Here is a 17,151-nt window from a genome sequence, read left to right as displayed (position 1 = left end):
CCATGCACATCATCAAGCCCGATCAATATGCCCGCATGCTGGCGCAGCTCGCGCCGGCGACGGCCGCCTCGCGCCGCGGCTTCCTGAAGGGCGGCGCCGCGCTCGCCGGTGCGCTCGTCATCGGCGTCCACCTCGCCCCGCGTGGGGCGATGGCGGCCGCCAAGGACGACGGCCCGATGCCGAACGCCTTCGTGCGCATCGCCCCGGACAACACCGTCACCGTGCTGATCAAGCACCTCGACATGGGGCAGGGCGTCACCACCGGCCTCACCACCATCGTCGCCGAGGAACTCGACGCCGACTGGGGCCAGATGCGCGCCGAGTTCGCCCCCGCCAATCCGGCGCTTTACAACAACCTCGCCTTCGGCCCCGTGCAGGGCACCGGCGGCTCGACCTCGGTCGCCAATAGCTGGGAGCAACTGCGCAAGGCCGGCGCCGCAGCCCGCCACATGCTGGTCGCCGCTGCCGCCGAGCGCTGGAAGGTGCCGGCAAGCAGCATCTCGATAGAAAAGGGCGTGCTGACCAGCGGCAGCAACCGCGCGACCTTCGGCGAGCTCTCCGCCGACGCCGCGAAGCAGGCCGTGCCGAAGGAGGTCCGGCTCAAGGAGCCGAAGGACTTCAAGCTGATCGGCACGCGGCTGCCGCGCCTCGATTCCGCCGACAAGACCGACGGCAAGGCGATCTACGCGCTCGACATCCGCCGCCCGGGCATGCTGACCGCCCTCATCAAGCGGCCGGACCGCTTCGGCGCGAGCGTGAAGAGCTTCGACGCCAGCGCGGCGAAGAAGGTGCCCGGCGTGGTCGACGTCGTCACCGTGCCGGCCGGCATCGTGGTGCTGGCGCAGAATACCTGGGCGGCGATGCAGGGGCGCGATGCGCTCGCCGACATCGTCTGGGACGAGGCCAAGGCGGAGAGCCGCGGCACCGCCGAGCTGCTCGACGAGTACCGCAAGCTCGCCGGCACGCCCGGCAAGCCGGCGGCCCGGCGCGGCGACGCGGCGAAGGGGCTCGCGGGCGCGGCCAAGACGGTCGATCTCGACTTCGCCTTCCCCTATCTCGCCCACGCGCCGATGGAGCCGCTCAACTGCGTGATCGAGAAGACCGGCGACGGCGTCACCATCTGGGCCGGCTCGCAGTTCCAGACGGTCGAGCAGGCGGTGGTCGCCGGCATCCTCGGCCTGAAGCCTGAGCAGGTGAAGATCGAGACGCAATGGGCCGGCGGCTCCTTCGGCCGCCGCGCCAACCCGCCGGCGGACTACATGGCGGAAGCCGCCACCATCCTGAAGGCGATCGACGGCAAGGCGCCGGTGCACCTCGTCTGGACCCGCGAGGACGACATCAAGGGCGGCTTCTATCGCCCGCTCTTCGTGCACAAGGTGCAGGCCGGCATCACCTCCGACGGGCGCATCGCCGGCTGGCGGCAGCGCATCGTCGGCCAGTCCTTCATCGTCGGCACGCCCTTCGAGCCGGTGATCGTGAAGGAGGACATCGACGGCACCTCGGTCGAGGGCTCCGCCGATTCGCCCTACGCCATCGCCGATTTCGAGGTCGACCTGCACACCGTGAAGGTCGGCGTGCCGACGCTGTGGTGGCGCTCGGTCGGCCACACCCACACGGCGCATGTGATGGAGGTGACGATCGACGAGCTGGCGCGCGCCGCCGGCAAGGACCCCGTCGCCTTCCGCACCGAGCTGCTGAAGGAGCATCCGCGCCATCTCGGCGTCCTGAAGCTGCTCGCCGAGAAGGGCGAGTGGGGCAAGCCGGCCGGGCCGGGCAAGGGCCGCGGCATCGCCCTGCACGAATCCTTCGATACCGTGGTCGGCAGCATCGTCGACGTCTCGGTGGTGGATGGCCGCATCAAGGTGGACAAGGTGGTCTGCGCGCTGGATTGTGGCATCGCCGTCAACCCGGATGTCGTCGCCGCGCAGATCGAGGGCGGCATCGGCTTCGGCCTCGGCGCGGCGCTGCATGACGAGATCACGCTCGACAAGGGCGTGGTCGAGCAGGCGAACTTCGACACCTATGTGCCGCTGCGCATCTCCGAGATGCCGAAGATCGAGGTGCATATCGTGCCGTCGGCGAACGCGCCCACCGGGGTCGGTGAGCCGGGCGTGCCGGTGATCGCGCCGGCCCTGTCCAACGCGATCTTCGACGCCACCGGCAAGCGGCTCTACTCGCTGCCGTTCAAGCTCGACGAGTTCAAGGCGACCTGAACCGCCGGCTCGCGGCGCATCGGGCCGCGCCGGCCTCCTCCGGCATGCGTCATGCCCGGCCTTGAGCCGGGCATCCACGCCCTTAGGTCGAGGAAGACGTGGATGGCCGGGGCAAGCCCGGCCATGACGTCTCCCCGATCATAGGCGCGCAGCGGGAAAGCGATCCCCTGGGCGTTCCGGCCGTGACAAGCGCGGCCGGAACGCCCATCTCTTGCGGCGATGTCCGCGCTCCCCGACACCCTCGATACTCTCGTCGCGCAGATTCGCGCCTGCCGCGTCTGCGTGGACGCGCCCTTGCGCCGGCCCCTGCCGCACGAGCCGCGCCCGGTTCTGCGGGTGTCGGAGAGCGCGCGCATCCTCATCGCCAGCCAGGCGCCCGGCACCAGGGTGCATCTGTCGGGCATGCCTTTCACGGATGCCTCGGGCCACCGGCTGCGCTCATGGCTCGGCGTCGATGTGGAGACCTTCTACGACGTCGGCCGCATCGCCATCGCGCCGATGGGCTTCTGCTTCCCGGGGCAGGATGCCAAGGGCGCGGACCTGCCGCCGCGCGCCGAATGCGTCGCCACATGGCACGACCGGCTGTTCGCCGCGCTGCCCGCCTTCGAGCTGGTGCTGGTGATCGGCGCGCCCGCCCAGAACTACCATCTGCGCCGGCTGGGTCTGGAGCGCTTCGTCCCGCTCAGCCTCACCGAGCGCGTGCTGCGCTGGCGGGAGATCTTCGAGGCGCGCGCGCATCCGCGCATCCTCGCTCTGCCGCATCCCTCCTGGCGCAACACAGGCTGGCTGAAGCGCAATCCGTGGTTCGAGACGGAGCTGCTGCCGGTCCTTCGCGCCGAGGTGGCGGCGGCGCTGCAGCGATGCCTCAGCGCCCCACCAGCAGGTGCCGGTTCAGCCGGCGCTCCAGCACGTTCCACACCCGCCGCACGCCCTCGACCATGACGAGGTAGAGCACCGCCGCCCAGAGATAGACCTCCATGTCGTAGGAGCGGGAGAAGGCGAGGCGGGTGACGCCCATCAGGTCGTAGACGGTGATCACCGAGGCGATGGAGCTCGCCTTGATCATCAGGATCAGCTCGTTGCCGAGCGGCCGCAGCCCGATGCCGATCGCCTGCGGCAGGATCACCTTGCGATAGGCGAGCACCTTCGACAGGCCGACCGCGAAGGCCCCCTCCATCTGCCCGGCCGGCAGGCTCTGTATGCCGCCGCGCAGGATCTCCGACTGATAGGCGGCGGTATTGAGCGTGAACGTCAGCACCGCGCAGTAGAAGGCGTCGCGGAAGAACCACCACAGGCCGATGGCGGTCAGCTCCTCGCGGAACTGGCCGGCGCCGTAATAGACGAGGAAGGTCTGCGCCAGCAGCGGCGTGCCGCGGAAGAAATAGGAATAGGCGAAGGCGGCGCGGGCGACATATTTGTTGCCCTCGACCCGGGCGATGGCGAGCGGCAGCGCGAGCAGGCCGCCGAGCGCGACGGACCAGATGACGAGCTCGATCGTCACCCACACGCCGTCGAGGAAGCGCAGGCCGTAGCGCGCCATCAGCTCGGTGTTGAGGCCGAGAAGCCCCATGACTCCGAGGAAGCCGTTGCCGAGCATGTCGAGCAGCGTCTGCATCAGTGGCCTCCCACGCGCTTGAAGCCGCGCGAGGCCCGCGCCTCCAGCCGCACGAAGACGGCGCTCGAGAGCATCGAGAACACGAGATAGATCAGGCAGGCGACGAGATAGAAGAAGAAGGGCTGCTTGGTCACCCCGACCGCGATCGCGGTCTGCCGCATCAGGTCGTTGATGGCGATGACCGAGACCAACGATGTGTCCTTCAGCAGCACCAGCCAGTTGTTCGACAGCCCCGGCAGCGCGACGCGCCAGAGCTGCGGGAAGGTGACCAGCCGGAACACCCGGTATTTCGAAAGCCCGAGCGCCGCCGCCGCTTCCTTTTGCCCGCGCGGCACGGCGCGGATGGCGGCGTAGAACACCTCGCTGGAGAAGGCGCCGAGCACGAGGCCGAGCGCGGCGACGCCGGCGACGAACTGGTTCACCTCGACATTGGCGCCGTCGACGAAATAGCCGGCGATGCGGGTGAGCAGCATCTGCCCGCCGTAATAGACGATGAACAGCGTCAGCAGCTCGGGCAGGCCGCGGAACACGGTGGTGTAGATGTCGCCGATGCCGCGCACGACAAGTGACGAGGAGTCCTTGGCGAGCGCCACGCCGAGCCCGATGGCGAGCCCGACCGGCAATGTCGCGACGGCGAGTTCGATGGTGAGCAGCGCGCCGCGCGCGATCTCGTCGCCCCAGCCGTTTGGACCGAAGGAGAGCAGGTCCAGGAGTTCGAGCATGGAAGGGGAAGTGCTCCGCGGTTGCGCCGGCCGCCGGTGTCGCGGGTCAGGCGCCCGCTCGCCCCAGATCGGGTCGCCGCTCCGGGAGCCTCGTCCGGAACGGCGACCGGCCCGGTCGCGTCAGTAGACGCTGAAGGGGAAATACTTGTCGTTGATCTTCTTGTAGGTGCCGTCGGCGAGGATCTCGTCGATCGCCTTGTTGAACATCGTCACCAGCTCGGGATTGTCCTTGCGGATGCCGACGCCGACGCCCTCGCCGAAATATTTCGGGTCCTTGTACTCGGCGCCGACGAACTTGCAGCAGGCGCCGTCCTTCGAGTTCAGCCACTCGAGCAGCACCACCTTGTCGGCCAGCACGGCGTCGAGGCGGCCATTGGCGAGGTCGAGATTGGCCTCGTCCTGCTTGCCGTAGAGCTTCACCTCGGCTCCGGCCTTGGCGTAGATGTCCTCGAGATAGTTCGAGTGGATGGTGGAGCCCTGCGCGCCGAGCACCTTGCCCTTCAGCGCGGCCGGCGAGGTGTCGGTGATCTTGGTGTCCTTCGGGGCGACGAAGCTCGCCGGCGTGTTGTAGTACTTCTTGGAGAAGTCGATCTGCTTCTTGCGCTCCTCGGTGATCGACATCGAGGCGACGATGGCGTCGTATTTGCCGGCGAGCAGCGCCGGAATGATGCCGTCCCAGTCCTGCGCCACGAAGGTGCACTCGACCTTCATCTTCGCGCACAGCGCCTTGCCGATGTCGATGTCGAAGCCCTTGATCTCGTTGTTCTCGACATAGTTGAACGGCGGGTAGGCGCCCTCGGTGCCGATGCGGACGACCTTCCACTCTTTGGCGGATGCGCCGGTCGCGGCGGCCATGACGACGATGGCGGCTGCCGCGAGGCGGGTGACGAGGCTCATGCTGTTCCCCTCTGGAAGATTGCTCTGGAGCCGGGCTGTTGTTTTTCTCCCGGCCGCCGCGATGCTGGCATTAATTCGGGGGGATGCGCAACGGGGCTGCCGCATTCCTGATCACTTCGCTCATCTGGTCGTTGATTAGGCAATCGGCTTCCATCGGAAATGCCGATCGAACAAGCAGTCCCGACGGGTTGACGCTCCGGTCCGACTGGTGTCTCACGGTCCCGAACAGTCGAAGGAGCGCGACGATGGCGGTAACCGCTGACGAGGTGAAGGCGCGGCTCGCCCAGGTGACGGCGCCCGACGGGCGACCGGTCATCGAGACGGGCGCGCTGTCGGAGATCGTGGTCTCGGACGGCAAGGTCTATCTGTCGATCTCGGTGGACGCGGCGCAGGCGCAGGCCTGGGAGCCGGTGCGCCAGGCGGTCGAGCGCACCGTGCGCGGCACGCCCGGCGTCGTCTCGGCGCTGGTGGCGCTCACCGCCGAGCGCAAGGCTGGCACGGCTCCGGCCGGCGCGGCGCCACCCGCCCCTGCCGGCGGCACGTCGACCCAGCCGGTGCGCGTCTCGGGGCAGGGCGCCCATGCCGGTCACGCTCATGCCGGTCACACGCACGCCCCGCCGTCCGACCCGCAGAAGGAGAGCCGCGGCCTGCCGGGTGTCGGCGCCATCATCGCGGTCGCTTCCGGCAAGGGCGGGGTGGGCAAGTCGACGCTCGCCGCGAACCTCGCTCTGGCGCTGTCCTCGCTCGGCCTCAAGGTCGGCCTGCTCGACGCCGATATCTACGGCCCCTCGGTGCCGCGCCTGCTCGGCCTCAAGGGCCGGCCGGTCGCCGAGGGCCGCATGCTGCAGCCGCTCGAATCCTGGGGGCTGAAGGTCATGTCGATCGGCTTCCTCGTCGAGGAGGAGACGCCGATGATCTGGCGCGGCCCGATGGTGATGTCGGCCATCAGCCAGATGCTCAAGGAAGTGAACTGGGCGCCGCTCGACGTGCTCGTCGTCGACATGCCGCCCGGCACCGGCGACGCGCAGCTCACCATGGCCCAGCAGGTGCCGCTCGCCGGCGCGGTGATCGTCTCGACCCCGCAGGACCTCGCGCTGATCGACGCGCGGCGCGGCATCGCCATGTTCGAGAAGGTGAACGTGCCGGTTCTCGGCGTGGTCGAGAACATGAGCTACTTCCTGTGCCCGCATTGCGGCACCCGCTCGGACATCTTCGGGCATGGCGGGGCGCGGCACGAGGCGCAGCGCCTCAAGGTGCCCTTCCTCGGCGAGGTGCCGCTGCACATGACGATCCGCGAGACTTCCGATGCCGGCCGCCCAGTCGTGGCGACCGCGCCGGACAGCGCCGAGGCGGAGATCTACCGCTCCATCGCCCGCTCGGTGCGCGAGGCGCTGGCCGGCGGCCATGTCGGCGCGCGCCCGGCGCCGCGCATCGTGGTGGAAGGGTAGGCGGCGTTCAGGGCGCGCCGAACAGCGCCCTGAGCCGCGCCCTGAGGCCCGGCGCGCGCGTCACGTCGCGCGCCAGCCGCAGCCATTCGCGGAACTGGATGACCAGCGGGTTGCGGCTCGGTCCGTCCTCGCCGACGAGGCCGTAGCGCAGCGCCTCGTCCTCCGGCGCGCGGGCGAAGGTGCCGAACAGCCGGTCCCAGACGATGAAGACGCCGCCATAGTTGCGGTCGAGGCATCCCGCATTCGAGGCGTGGTGCACCTTGTGATGGGTGGGCGTGTTCATCACCCACTCGACCGGCCCGAGCGGTGGCACATGCTCGGTGTGCAGCACGAACTGGTAGACGAGGTTGAGCCCGACCATGCCGAGCACCGCTAGCGGATGGAAGCCGATCAGCACGATCGGCAGGTAGAAAAAGATCACGCCGGAGAAGGCGCCGGTCCAGCCGAGGCGGATGGCGCAACTGAGATTGAACCGCGTCGCCGAATGATGCACGGCGTGGGTCGCCCACAGGAAGCGGATGCGGTGCGCCGCGCGGTGGTGCCAATAGGCCGCGAAGTCGACCAGCACGAACAGCGTGGCAAGTCCAAGCGCCCTGGTCGGGATGTCGAACAGCCGGTAGTCCCAGGCGAGGAACAGCGGGACGGCGGTGAGGCCGGCGGTCAGCGGGCGGATGATCTGGTTGCCGATCGCGATGGCGAGCGAGGCCGCGGTTTCGCGCAGGTCGTAGGTCTCGACATCGTGGAGGGCGAGCCGGGCATAGAGCCATTCGACCGCCATCAGGGCCAGCGCCAGCAGGGGAATAAGGCGCAGGGCAGGGTATTGCGCCGCCAGATCGGCGGCGCCGGCGAACAGCCTTTCCATGGGGAACGCCTGAAATTGGCAACGCCGGGCCGGCAGGGCGACGCGGTGAACGCCGGCCCGGCGCTGTTCGGGTGCCGCCGGCGGTGTGGCGTGCCGGCGGCCCGAAGGGAGATGTCAGAGCAAGATCAGTGCGACCGGACGGCTCAGTAGGGGTAGACGGTGCCCCCGCCGTAATAGGTGTTGCCGTAGGGACCGGTCTGCGACGCGGAATAGTTGTAGCCGGTGGCCGGCGTGCCGGCCGCATTGACCTGGCGGTTCACCGAGTTGCCGTAGGGCCCGGTGACCGTGCTGTTGTACTGGTAGTTGCCGTAGGTGCTGTTGGTCTGGCCCTGGCGGGTCACGGTGTTGCCGTAGGGGCCCGTGCTCGTGCTGTTGTACGTGTAATGGCCGGGTGCGCCGCTGACCTGACGCTGCTTGGTGGCCGTGGCGCCGTAGGGGCCGGTCACCGTCGCATTGGTGGTGACGTTGCCGGGGCCGTTGACGGTCGCCGTGCCCTGCTTGGTCACGGTGTTGTAGCCGCGCGGGCCGGTGGCGCTGCCCTGGTAGCTGTACTGGCCGGGAGCGGTCTGGGTCGCCGTGCCCTGGCGGGTGATGCTGTTGCCACGCGGGCCGGTCGAGGAGCCCGTGTAGGTGTACTGTCCGGGGGCGGTACGCGAAACGGTGCCCTGACGCGTCACGCCATAGCCATAGGGGCCGGTGACCGTCCGGCTGCGTGAGCAGGATCCGTAGGTGCAGCCGCCGCGGGCCTGCACGCCGTAGTAGCCGCGAGCGCCGGTGAAGCCGCCGCTACGGCCCCAGGCGCCGGCTTCCGCCACGGTGCCGACGAGCAGGGCGCCGGCGAGGGTGGCGGTGATGACCGAGGTCGTCTTCATCTGCTGTCTCCATGAGGCGATCGGCCTTGACCGCCAAACTCATGATTGCAATTTGACCTTTCCGCTTTACTACCGTGTTGCAGCGAAGGGCCGTTTCGTAACGTTTTGTAACAGCGGCTTCGTTAAGCATTGCCGCCGGCGGACCTATCCCGCAGCGTGCGGGATCACCGCACCGTCAGGTTGTCCACGGTGTTAGCCTCGTCAGGCGAATTGATGTCCGATCCAGCCGCGCCCCGCCGTACCGTGCTGATCGTCGAGGACGATCTCGACATCCAGACCCTGCTCGCCGGCTTCCTGTCGCGTGAGGGCTTCGAGGTCGAGGTGGCCGAGGACGGCGCCTCGCTCGACCGCGCGCTGGTCCGCTGCCGGCCCGATATCATCGTGCTCGACCTGATGCTGCCCGGAGAGGACGGGCTCTCCATCTGCCGGCGCCTGCGCGCCCGCAGCGAGACGCCGATCCTGATGCTGACCGCCAAGAGCGACGAGATCGACCGTGTCGTCGGCCTCGAGCTCGGCGCCGACGACTATCTCGGCAAGCCGTTCAACCCGCGCGAGCTGCTGGCGCGGCTGCGCGCCATCCTGCGGCGCGCCTCGCGCTCGCCCGAGATGGGATCGCCGCGCCGGCGCCTCGCTTTCGCCGGGCTGCTCGCCGATCTCGACGCGCGCTCGGTCGTGACCGAGGCCGGCGCGCCGCTGCCGCTCACCTCCGCCGAGTTCGACCTGCTCGCCTGCTTCCTCGAACGCCCGCGCCGCGTGCTCTCGCGCGACCAGTTGCTCGACTGGACGCGCGGGCGCATGGCCGATCCGTTCGACCGCACCATCGACGTCACGGTGAGCCGGCTGCGGCGTAAGCTCGATGCGGTGGAAACCGGAGGCGAGGCACTGATCACCACCGTTCGCAATGGCGGCTACCTGTTCGCCGCCGAGGTGCGGGAGGTCTGAGTGCGCCGCTTCGGCCTCGTCTGGCGCGTCGGGCTCATCGTGGCGGCCGCCCTGATGGCGGTCCAGTTCATCGCCATCGCCGCCAACTACATCCAGCGCGACCGCGACACCGAGGCCGGATTCCGGCTGCCGCTGCCGGATCAGGTGGCGGCCATGGTGCATCTGCTGGAGGAGCCAGACCCCGGCCAGCACGCGCTGGTGCTGCGCGCCATCAACGGCGCCGGCCTGCGCGCCAGCATCGTCGACGCCGCGCCGCCGCTGCCCTCGAACGCGACCCGCCTCGGCATCGTCGAGCAGGCGGTGGCAAGCTACCTTGCCGACGAAAAGCCGCGCGACATCACCGTCTACGCGCTCACCTCCGACGAGCGGATGATCCTGCCCGGCGAGATGATCCGCCGCTTCGGGCGGGTATCGGCGCGCTTCGTCGTCGGCCTGACGGGCGGCCAATGGCTGGTGGTGGAGAGCACCGATGAGCTGACCGCCCGCGTCTTCGGCCTGCCGCCGGGCCTGTGGAGCGGCCTGCTCGGCTTCCTCATCGCGGCGGCGGCGCTGGTCGCGGTGGTGCGCGAGACCCGCCCGCTGGCCCGCCTCGGCGCGGCGGTGGAGCGGTTCGGCGAGGAGGCGCAGCCGGTGTCGCTGCCGGAGACCGGCGCCTCCGAGGTGCGGGCGCTGACCCGCGCCTTCAACCGCATGCAGGGGCGCATCGCCACGCTGGTGCGCGCGCGCACCTTCATCCTCGGCGCCATCTCGCACGATTTGCGCACCTATCTCACCCGGCTGCGCCTGCGCATCGAGATGCTGCCCGAGGGCGATATCCGGGACCGCAGCCAGCGCGACGTCGAGGACATGAACGACCTCCTGGAGGATGCGCTGCTCTTCGCCAAGGCCGGATTCGGCATCAGCGAGAACCAGACGGTCGATCTCGGCCGGGTGGTGGAGCGCGAATGCGAGGCGCGCATCGCCGCCGGCGCGCCGGTGCGTCTCGCCGCGCTGCCGGCAGCGGCCCGGGTCAGCGCCGGGGCGGCCGGCGTCGCCCGCATCGCCGCCAACCTCATCGACAATGCCGTCGCCTATGGAGGCTGCGCCGATGTCAGCGTGGTGGCGCAGGGCGACCGGCTGGAGCTGCGGGTGGAGGATCGCGGCCCCGGCGTGCCGCCCGGGGAGCGCGAGCACATCTTCGAGCCGTTCCGGCGGCTGGAGGCCTCGCGCAACCGCCGCCACGGCGGCGCCGGCCTCGGCCTCGCCATCGCCCGCCAGCTCGCGCAGTCCTATGGCGGCGAGCTCACCGTGGGCGAGCGAGAGGGGGGCGGCGCGCGCTTCGTGCTGGCGCTGCCGCGCCTGCCCTAACGCGTCCGTCCGACAAAAGGCGGACGCCGCGGCTGTTGCGTTGCGGAAAGCCGTAGCGTACCTCTTTGAGGACTTAAAAGGCTTGAAGCCAAAGGCGTAGCGGCCGGTCCGGCCAGTTGCGTCACCGAGGAAACCCCCTGAGGAGAATCGATCCGATGAAGCGTCGTCAGTTTCTCGCCGCCGCCGGCACGGGCGTCGCGGCCAGCGCCGTTGCCGCCCCCGCCATCGCCCAGTCCGCGCCCGAGATCAAATGGCGCCTCGCCTCCAGCTTCCCGAAGTCGCTCGACACCATCTATGGCGGCGCCGAGGTGATGTCGAAGATGGTCTCGGAACTCACCGACGGTAAGTTCCAGATCCAGGTCTTCGCCGCCGGCGAGATCGTGCCCGGCCTGCAGGTGCTCGACGCGGTGACCAACAACACCGTGGAGATGTGCCACACCGTCTCCTACTACTTCGTCGGGAAGGACCCGACCTTCGCGATCGCCGCCTCGGTGCCGTTCGGCCTCAACGCCCGCCTGCAGAACGCCTGGCTCTACCAGCATGGCGGCAACGAGCTGTTCAACGAATTCTTCAAGAAATACAATGTCTACGGCCTGCCCTGCGGCAACACCGGGGCGCAGATGGGCGGCTGGTTCTCCAAGGAGATCAAGTCGGTCGCCGACATGAACGGCCTGAAGATGCGCATCGGCGGCATCGCCGGCCAGGTGATGGCCAAGCTCGGCGTGGTGCCGCAGCAGATCGCCGGCGGCGACATCTATCCGGCGCTGGAGAAGGGCACCATCGACGGCGCCGAGTGGGTCGGCCCCTATGACGACGAGAAGCTCGGCTTCTACAAGGTGGCGAAGTTCTACTACTACCCCGGCTGGTGGGAAGGCGGCCCGACCATCCACGCCTTCGCCAACCTCGCCAAGTTCAACGAGCTGCCGAAGAACTACCAGTCCGCGCTGATCGCCGGCTCGACCTATGCCAACACCATCATGCAGGCGCGCTACGACGTGCAGAACCCGCTCGCCATCAAGCGGCTGGTGGCGAACGGCACGCAGTTGCGCCCCTATCCGAACGACGTGATGGACGCGAGCCTCAAGGCTACCAACCAGCTCTGGTCGGAGATCTCCGCCAAGAACGCCGACTTCAAGAAGGCGATCGAGACCATGCAGGCCTTCCGCAACGACGGCTATCTGTGGTGGCAGGTCGCCGAATACACCTTCGACAGCTTCCAGATCCGCAACCGCGTGCGCGGCTGAGCCCGAACGGATCGCAGGCATGACGGCCGGGCAATCGCCCGGCCGTTTCCTTTCGGGCTCGTGCACGGTTGCCCTTCACCGCGTCCTGCGGCAAACATCGCGCCCGCAAACGCAGGATCCCTCCGATGAAGCGTCGTGATCTCCTCGCCGCCGGCGCCGGGCTTGCCGCGACCACGGTGGCGGCACCGGCTGTCGCCCAGTCCGCCCCGCCCGTGAAATGGCGCCTCACCGCCAGCGTGCCGAAGGTGCTCGACGCCATCTTCGGCGCCAACGAGCTTGTGGCGAAATATGTGAGCGAGGCGACCGACGGGCGCTTCACCATCCAGAGCTTCGCCGCCGGCGAGATCGTGCCGGGCCTGCAGGCCTTCGACGCGGTGCAGAACGGCACGGTGGAGGCGGCGCAGACCCCGCTCTACTACAATCTCGGCAAGGACCCCGCCTTCGCCTGCTTCACCGCCATGCCCTTCGGGCTGAACGCGCGCCAGCAGAACGCCTGGTTCTACCATGGCGGCGGGCGTGAGCTGCAGGACGAGTTCCTGGCGAAATACGGCGTCGTCGGCTTCCTCGGCGGCAATACCGGCACCCAGATGGGCGGCTGGTTCCGCAAGGAGATCAAGGAGCTGTCGGATTTCCGCGGGCTGAAGTTCCGCATCGGCGGCATTGCCGGGCAGGTGGTGGCCAAGCTCGGCGTGGTGCCGCAGCAGATCGCTCCGGGCGACGTCTATGCGGCGCTGGAGAAGGGCACCATCGACGCCTGCGAATGGGTCGGCCCCTATGACGACGAGAAGCTCGGCTTCGTGCGGGTGGCGCCCTACTACTACTATCCGGGCTGGTGGGATGGCGGCCCGACCATGCATGTCGTGGTCAATCAGGCGAAGTGGAACGAGCTGCCGAAGTCCTATCAGGCGATCTTCGAAGCCGCCTGCGCCTATGCCAATGCCGACATGCTGGCGAAATACGACGCCTTCAATCCGGCCGCGCTGCGCCGCCTCGTCGGCGCCGGCGCCCAGCTCAAGACCTTCCCGCAGAGCTTCCTCGACGCGGCCTATACGGCGACCAACGAGCTCTATGCCGAGCTCGGCGCCCGCTCGGAGAGCTTCCGCAAGATCACCGAGGCGCTGATCGCCTTCCGCAACGAGGAATACCTCTGGTGGCAGGTCGGCGAATATCCCTATGACGGCTACATGATCCGCGCCCGCAGTCGCGGTTAAGACGGACAGTGAGGAAACAGCCCATGACGACCACGCTCGGACGCCGCTCGCTGCTGCGCGGCGCCACGCTCACCGCCGCCACCGCCGGCCTTGCCGCCCCCGCCATCGCCCAGAGCGCGCCGGAGATCCGCTGGCGCCTGACCTCGAGCTATCCGAAGTCGCTCGACACCATCTTCGGCACCAGCGGCGTGCTCTCGAAATATGTGCGCGAGGCGACCGACGGGCGCTTCAACGTCGAGGTGTTCTCCCCCGGCGAGCTCGTGCCCGGCCTGCAGGCCTTCGACGCGGTGCAGAACGGCACCGTCGAGGCGGCGCAGACGGCGCTCTACTACTACATCGGCAAGGACCCGGCCTTCGCGCCCTTCACCACGCTGCCCTTCGGGCTGAACGCCCGCCAGCAGACCGCGTGGCTCTACCATGGCGGCGGTCTCGACCTGCAGAACGCCTTCCTCGCCAAATACGGCGTCATCGGCTTTGCCGGCGGCAATACCGGCGCCCAGATGGGAGGCTGGTTCCGCAAGGAGATCAAGGACATCGCCGACATCAGCGGGCTCAAGATGCGCCTGCCGGGGCTGGCCGGTCAGGTGCTGGCCCGCCACGGCCTCGTGCCGCAGAACATCGCCGGCGGCGACATCTATCCGGCGCTGGAGAAGGGCACCATCGACGCCGCCGAGTTTGTCGGCCCCTATGACGACGAGAAGCTCGGCTTCTATCGCGTCGCGCCCTATTACTATTATCCCGGCTGGTGGGAGGGTGGCCCGACCATCCATTTCGTCGTCGGGCTCAAGGCGTGGGACGCGCTGCCCAAGGCCTATCAGGCGGTGTTCACCGCCGCCAGCGCCTATGCCAATGCCGACATGCTGGCGAAATACGACGCCCGCAACCCCGCCGCGCTGCGCCGTCTGGTGGCGGCGGGCGCGCAGCTCCGCGCCTTCCCGGCCTCGGTGATGGACGCCGCCTACAAGACCACGTCCGAGCTGCTCGGCGAGATCGCGGCCAAGAACGCCGACTTCAAAACGATCTACGAATCGATGCTCGCCTTCCGCAACGAGGAGTACCTCTGGTGGCAGGTCGGCGAATATCCCTATGACGGCTACATGATCCGCGCCCGCACGCGGGGGTGAGGGCGGACCGCCCTCACTCCGCCGGCTCGAGGCTCGGCTCGGTGCGGCGGGCGGCGCGGGTCTGCGAGCGCAGCGTGTAGATGCCGGCGGCGACGATCAGCGTCATGCCGGCGATGGCGATCACGTCCGGGCGCATGCCGAAGATCAGCGCGCCATAGGTGACCGCGAAGGGCACGTTGGCGTAGCGGAACGGCGCCACCACGGTCGGGTCGGCGCTGCGGAACGCCGAGATCACCAGCATGTGGCCGCAGACCAGCGTCGCCGCCCCGAACAGGGTGATCGCGATCGCCTCGACGCCGAGCGCGCGCCAGCTATGGAAGTCGCTGCCGAGCAGCCCGACCAGCATGCCGAACAAAGCAGTCGCGGTCGCCACCACCAGGGTGGGCACATGCGCCGCGATCCGCCCGGTGGTGAAGTCGCGGAACGAGATGAGGAAGGCGCAGCCGAGCGGCAGCAGCGCCGCCGCCTGGAAGGTGCCGGGGCCCGGCTTGATCACCAGCAGCACACCGAGGAATCCGGTCGCCACCGCCATCCAGCGCCGCCAGCCGATACGCTGCCCCATCAGCAGTGCGGCCGCCGCCAGCGTCACCAGCGGCGCCACCTGCATGATCGAGGAGGCGTCGGCGAGGCCGATCATGCTCAGCGCGGTGATGTAGAAGAAAGCGCTCACCGCCTCGGTTCCGGCGCGGGTGAGCACCAGCCGGTCCACCACATGGCGCATGCCGTGCAATTCGCCGCGCAGGCCGAGGATGACGGCCAGGATCAGCGCCGCGCAGAAGCCGCGCACCGCCATGAATTCGGAGACCGGCATGTAGGCGGAGGCGAGCTTGGAGCTGGCGTCGTTGGCCGCGAAGACGGCGGTGCCGGCGACCATCAGCAGGATGCCGCGGCGATTGGCTGAAACGTCGTGCATGGGAAGGACGCGAGGGGTTCGGACCGCGTCCTTCTAGCTGATTTGCACCATGGGTGCCCGAACAATCTGCGCGGGTCAGCCGCGCGTTGTCAGCAATTCTCGCAGGCGGTGGCCGCTTCGCCGTCCGGTTCGTCGACAAGCGCGCCGTTGCGCCGCTCCAGCGCCTGCGAGGCGACGCACAGGCCGAGCGCGCCGACCGCCAGCGCCGCGCTGACCCAGGGCAGCTCCGCATAGCCGATGCCGAGGGTCAGCACCGCGCCGCCGATCCAGGCGCCGGAGGCGTTGCCGAGATTGAAGGCGCCCTGGTTGAGCGTCGAGGCGAGGTTCGGCGCGCCGACCGCGCTGTCGACCACCCGCATCTGGATCGGCGCCACCACGGCGAAGACCAGGATGCCCCAGACGAAGACGAGGGTGACCATCATCGTCGCGAACGGGCTGGCGAACACCAGCGAGACCAGGATCGCGGCGAGCCCGGTGAAAATGGCCATCAGCGAGGGCATCAGCCGCCAGTCGGCCAGCCGCCCGCCGAGGAAGTTGCCGACCGTGATACCGACGCCGAACAGCAGCAGCACATAGGTCACGCTGTGCGGGGTAAGGCCGGTCACGTCGCGCAGCAGCGGCGCGATATAGGTGAAGACGGTGAACAGGCTCGCGGAGGCGAGCACGCTCATGCCCATGGCGAGCAGCACCTGCGGGCGCTTCAGCACCGCGAATTCGCTGACGATGTTGCCGCCCTCGTGCGGGATCGCCTTCGGCACCCACAGCGCGATGCCCGCGACCGCCGCGATGCCGATCAGCACCACCGCCCAGAAGGTCGCGCGCCAGCCCATCGCCTGGCCGAGCGCGGTGCCGAGCGGCACGCCGAGCACATTGGCGAGGGTGAGCCCGGCGAACATCAGCGCGATCGCGCTCGCCCGCTGGTTCGGCGGCACGAGATTGGCCGCCACCACCGCGCCGATGCCGAAGAAGGCGCCGTGGCAGAAGGCGGTGACCACCCGCGCGCCCATCAGCGTCCAGTAGTCCGGGGCCACCGCGCACAGGAAATTGCCGAGCACGAACACGCTGGCGAGCCCGATCAGCGTCGCCTTGCGCGGCAGCGAATTGGTGATGATGGCGACGATCGGCGCGCCGATCACCACGCCCAGCGCATAGCCGGTGACCAGAAGGCCGGCGGCCGGGATCGACACGTTAAGGTCCGCCGCCACCTCCGGCAGCAGGCCCATGATGACGAATTCGGTGGTGCCGATGCCGAAGGACGCCATGGCAAGGGCGATCAGCGGAAGCTGCATGGCAACGTCCCGGAAAGCGGTGGATGTTGAGTCGGGGATTCTACCTACGCCTCATGCTGCAATGCAGCAAGGGGCGGCGCGGCAACCCAGTCATGCGGAGATCAGGACGCTGTCAGCCGCCGGTGACGCTCATGTGACGGCGCACCGCCGGCGCCTGGCCGCGACGGTCATAGACGAAGTCGTGGCCCTTGGGCTTGCGGAAGATCGCCTCGTCCAGCGCGGCATGCAGCAGCTCGTCGCTCTCGGAGGCGCGCAGCGGCTTGCGCAGATCGGCCGCGTCGTCCTGGCCGAGGCACATATAGAGCGTGCCGGTGCAGGTGACGCGCACGCGGTTGCAGCCCTCGCAGAAATTATGCGTCAGCGGCGTGATCAGGCCGAGCCGTCCGCCGGTCTCGCGGATCGAGACGTAGCGTGCCGGTCCGCCGGTGCGGAACGGGATGTCCTCCAGCGTC

Annotated in this window: 15 protein-coding genes and 1 pseudogene; 8 read left to right on the top strand and 8 right to left on the bottom strand. The window is 68.9% G+C overall.

Annotated elements, in window-relative coordinates; genetic code table 11:
* Positions 1-2: 2 nt before the first annotated feature.
* Together U742_RS0113195 and U742_RS0113190 are read left to right on the top strand one after the other, a co-directional pair.
* Positions 3-2,213: a xanthine dehydrogenase family protein molybdopterin-binding subunit gene (locus U742_RS0113195; RefSeq protein ID WP_081853016.1), complete on the top strand. Its 2,211-nt coding sequence runs from the start codon at positions 3-5 to the stop codon at positions 2,211-2,213.
* 219 nt (positions 2,214-2,432) lie between these two features.
* Positions 2,433-3,155 (top strand): uracil-DNA glycosylase family protein, encoded by a 723-nt coding sequence (locus tag U742_RS0113190; protein ID WP_081852992.1) that lies wholly within the window; start codon positions 2,433-2,435, stop codon positions 3,153-3,155.
* Here the strand turns inward: U742_RS0113190 and U742_RS0113185 are convergent.
* From U742_RS0113185 to U742_RS0113175, 3 genes are all read right to left on the bottom strand, one after another.
* Positions 3,079-3,828, bottom strand: a complete 750-nt coding sequence (locus tag U742_RS0113185; protein ID WP_029353743.1) for an ABC transporter permease — start codon at positions 3,826-3,828, stop codon at positions 3,079-3,081. The genes U742_RS0113190 and U742_RS0113185 overlap by 77 nt on opposite strands.
* Positions 3,828-4,550: an ABC transporter permease gene (locus tag U742_RS0113180; protein WP_029353741.1), complete on the bottom strand. Its 723-nt coding sequence runs from the start codon at positions 4,548-4,550 to the stop codon at positions 3,828-3,830. The genes U742_RS0113185 and U742_RS0113180 overlap by 1 nt, the downstream gene beginning before the upstream one ends.
* Positions 4,551-4,670: 120 nt before the next feature.
* A complete protein-coding gene (locus U742_RS0113175) occupies positions 4,671-5,447 on the bottom strand; it encodes an ABC transporter substrate-binding protein (protein ID WP_029353739.1) in 777 nt (258 codons plus the stop codon).
* A 245-nt stretch (positions 5,448-5,692) separates the two neighbouring features.
* Here U742_RS0113175 and U742_RS0113170 point away from each other — a divergent pair, with 245 nt between their 5' ends.
* On the top strand, positions 5,693-6,895 hold the full coding sequence (locus U742_RS0113170; protein WP_029353737.1) for an Mrp/NBP35 family ATP-binding protein: 1,203 nt from the start codon (positions 5,693-5,695) through the stop codon (positions 6,893-6,895).
* A 7-nt stretch (positions 6,896-6,902) separates the two neighbouring features.
* Here U742_RS0113170 and U742_RS0113165 read toward each other — a convergent pair whose 3' ends face one another.
* Together U742_RS0113165 and U742_RS22540 are read right to left on the bottom strand one after the other, a co-directional pair.
* On the bottom strand, positions 6,903-7,757 hold the full coding sequence (locus U742_RS0113165; RefSeq protein WP_029353736.1) for a sterol desaturase family protein: 855 nt from the start codon (positions 7,755-7,757) through the stop codon (positions 6,903-6,905).
* 143 nt (positions 7,758-7,900) lie between these two features.
* Entirely contained in the window at positions 7,901-8,629 is a 729-nt protein-coding gene (locus tag U742_RS22540) for a hypothetical protein (RefSeq protein WP_029353733.1), read from the bottom strand.
* Between the two features lie 213 nt (positions 8,630-8,842).
* Here U742_RS22540 and U742_RS0113155 point away from each other — a divergent pair, with 213 nt between their 5' ends.
* The 5 genes from U742_RS0113155 to U742_RS0113135 all read left to right on the top strand — a co-directional run bounded on the left by U742_RS0113155 (position 8,843) and on the right by U742_RS0113135 (position 14,497).
* Positions 8,843-9,571: a response regulator gene (locus tag U742_RS0113155; RefSeq protein ID WP_029353731.1), complete on the top strand. Its 729-nt coding sequence runs from the start codon at positions 8,843-8,845 to the stop codon at positions 9,569-9,571.
* The gene (locus tag U742_RS0113150) at positions 9,572-10,918 is read left to right on the top strand and encodes an ATP-binding protein (RefSeq protein WP_029353729.1); all 1,347 of its coding nucleotides are present in this window, start codon (positions 9,572-9,574) and stop codon (positions 10,916-10,918) included. It begins immediately after the preceding gene.
* Positions 10,919-11,073: 155 nt separating this feature from the next.
* Positions 11,074-12,162, top strand: coding sequence for a TRAP transporter substrate-binding protein (locus U742_RS0113145; protein ID WP_029353727.1), 1,089 nt, complete (start codon positions 11,074-11,076; stop codon positions 12,160-12,162).
* A gap of 125 nt (positions 12,163-12,287) precedes the next feature.
* A complete protein-coding gene (gene dctP, locus U742_RS0113140; protein WP_029353726.1) occupies positions 12,288-13,373 on the top strand; it encodes a TRAP transporter substrate-binding protein in 1,086 nt (361 codons plus the stop codon).
* 23 nt (positions 13,374-13,396) lie between these two features.
* A complete protein-coding gene (locus U742_RS0113135) occupies positions 13,397-14,497 on the top strand; it encodes a TRAP transporter substrate-binding protein (RefSeq protein ID WP_029353724.1) in 1,101 nt (366 codons plus the stop codon).
* Between the two features lie 13 nt (positions 14,498-14,510).
* Here U742_RS0113135 and U742_RS0113130 read toward each other — a convergent pair whose 3' ends face one another.
* The 3 genes and pseudogenes from U742_RS0113130 to U742_RS0113120 all read right to left on the bottom strand — a co-directional run.
* Positions 14,511-15,410: a DMT family transporter gene (locus tag U742_RS0113130; protein ID WP_051661156.1), complete on the bottom strand. Its 900-nt coding sequence runs from the start codon at positions 15,408-15,410 to the stop codon at positions 14,511-14,513.
* 89 nt (positions 15,411-15,499) lie between these two features.
* Positions 15,500-16,699, bottom strand: a complete 1,200-nt coding sequence (locus tag U742_RS0113125) for an MFS transporter (RefSeq protein WP_038361527.1) — start codon at positions 16,697-16,699, stop codon at positions 15,500-15,502.
* 112 nt (positions 16,700-16,811) lie between these two features.
* Positions 16,812-17,151: pseudogene (locus U742_RS0113120) on the bottom strand (GTP 3',8-cyclase MoaA); the annotation flags it as partial.

Origin of the sequence: Allobosea sp. 117 (assembly GCF_000702305.1) — a bacterium.
GTDB lineage: Bacteria > Pseudomonadota > Alphaproteobacteria > Rhizobiales > Xanthobacteraceae > Ancylobacter.
This window is presented reverse-complemented; position numbering and strand designations above follow the sequence as displayed.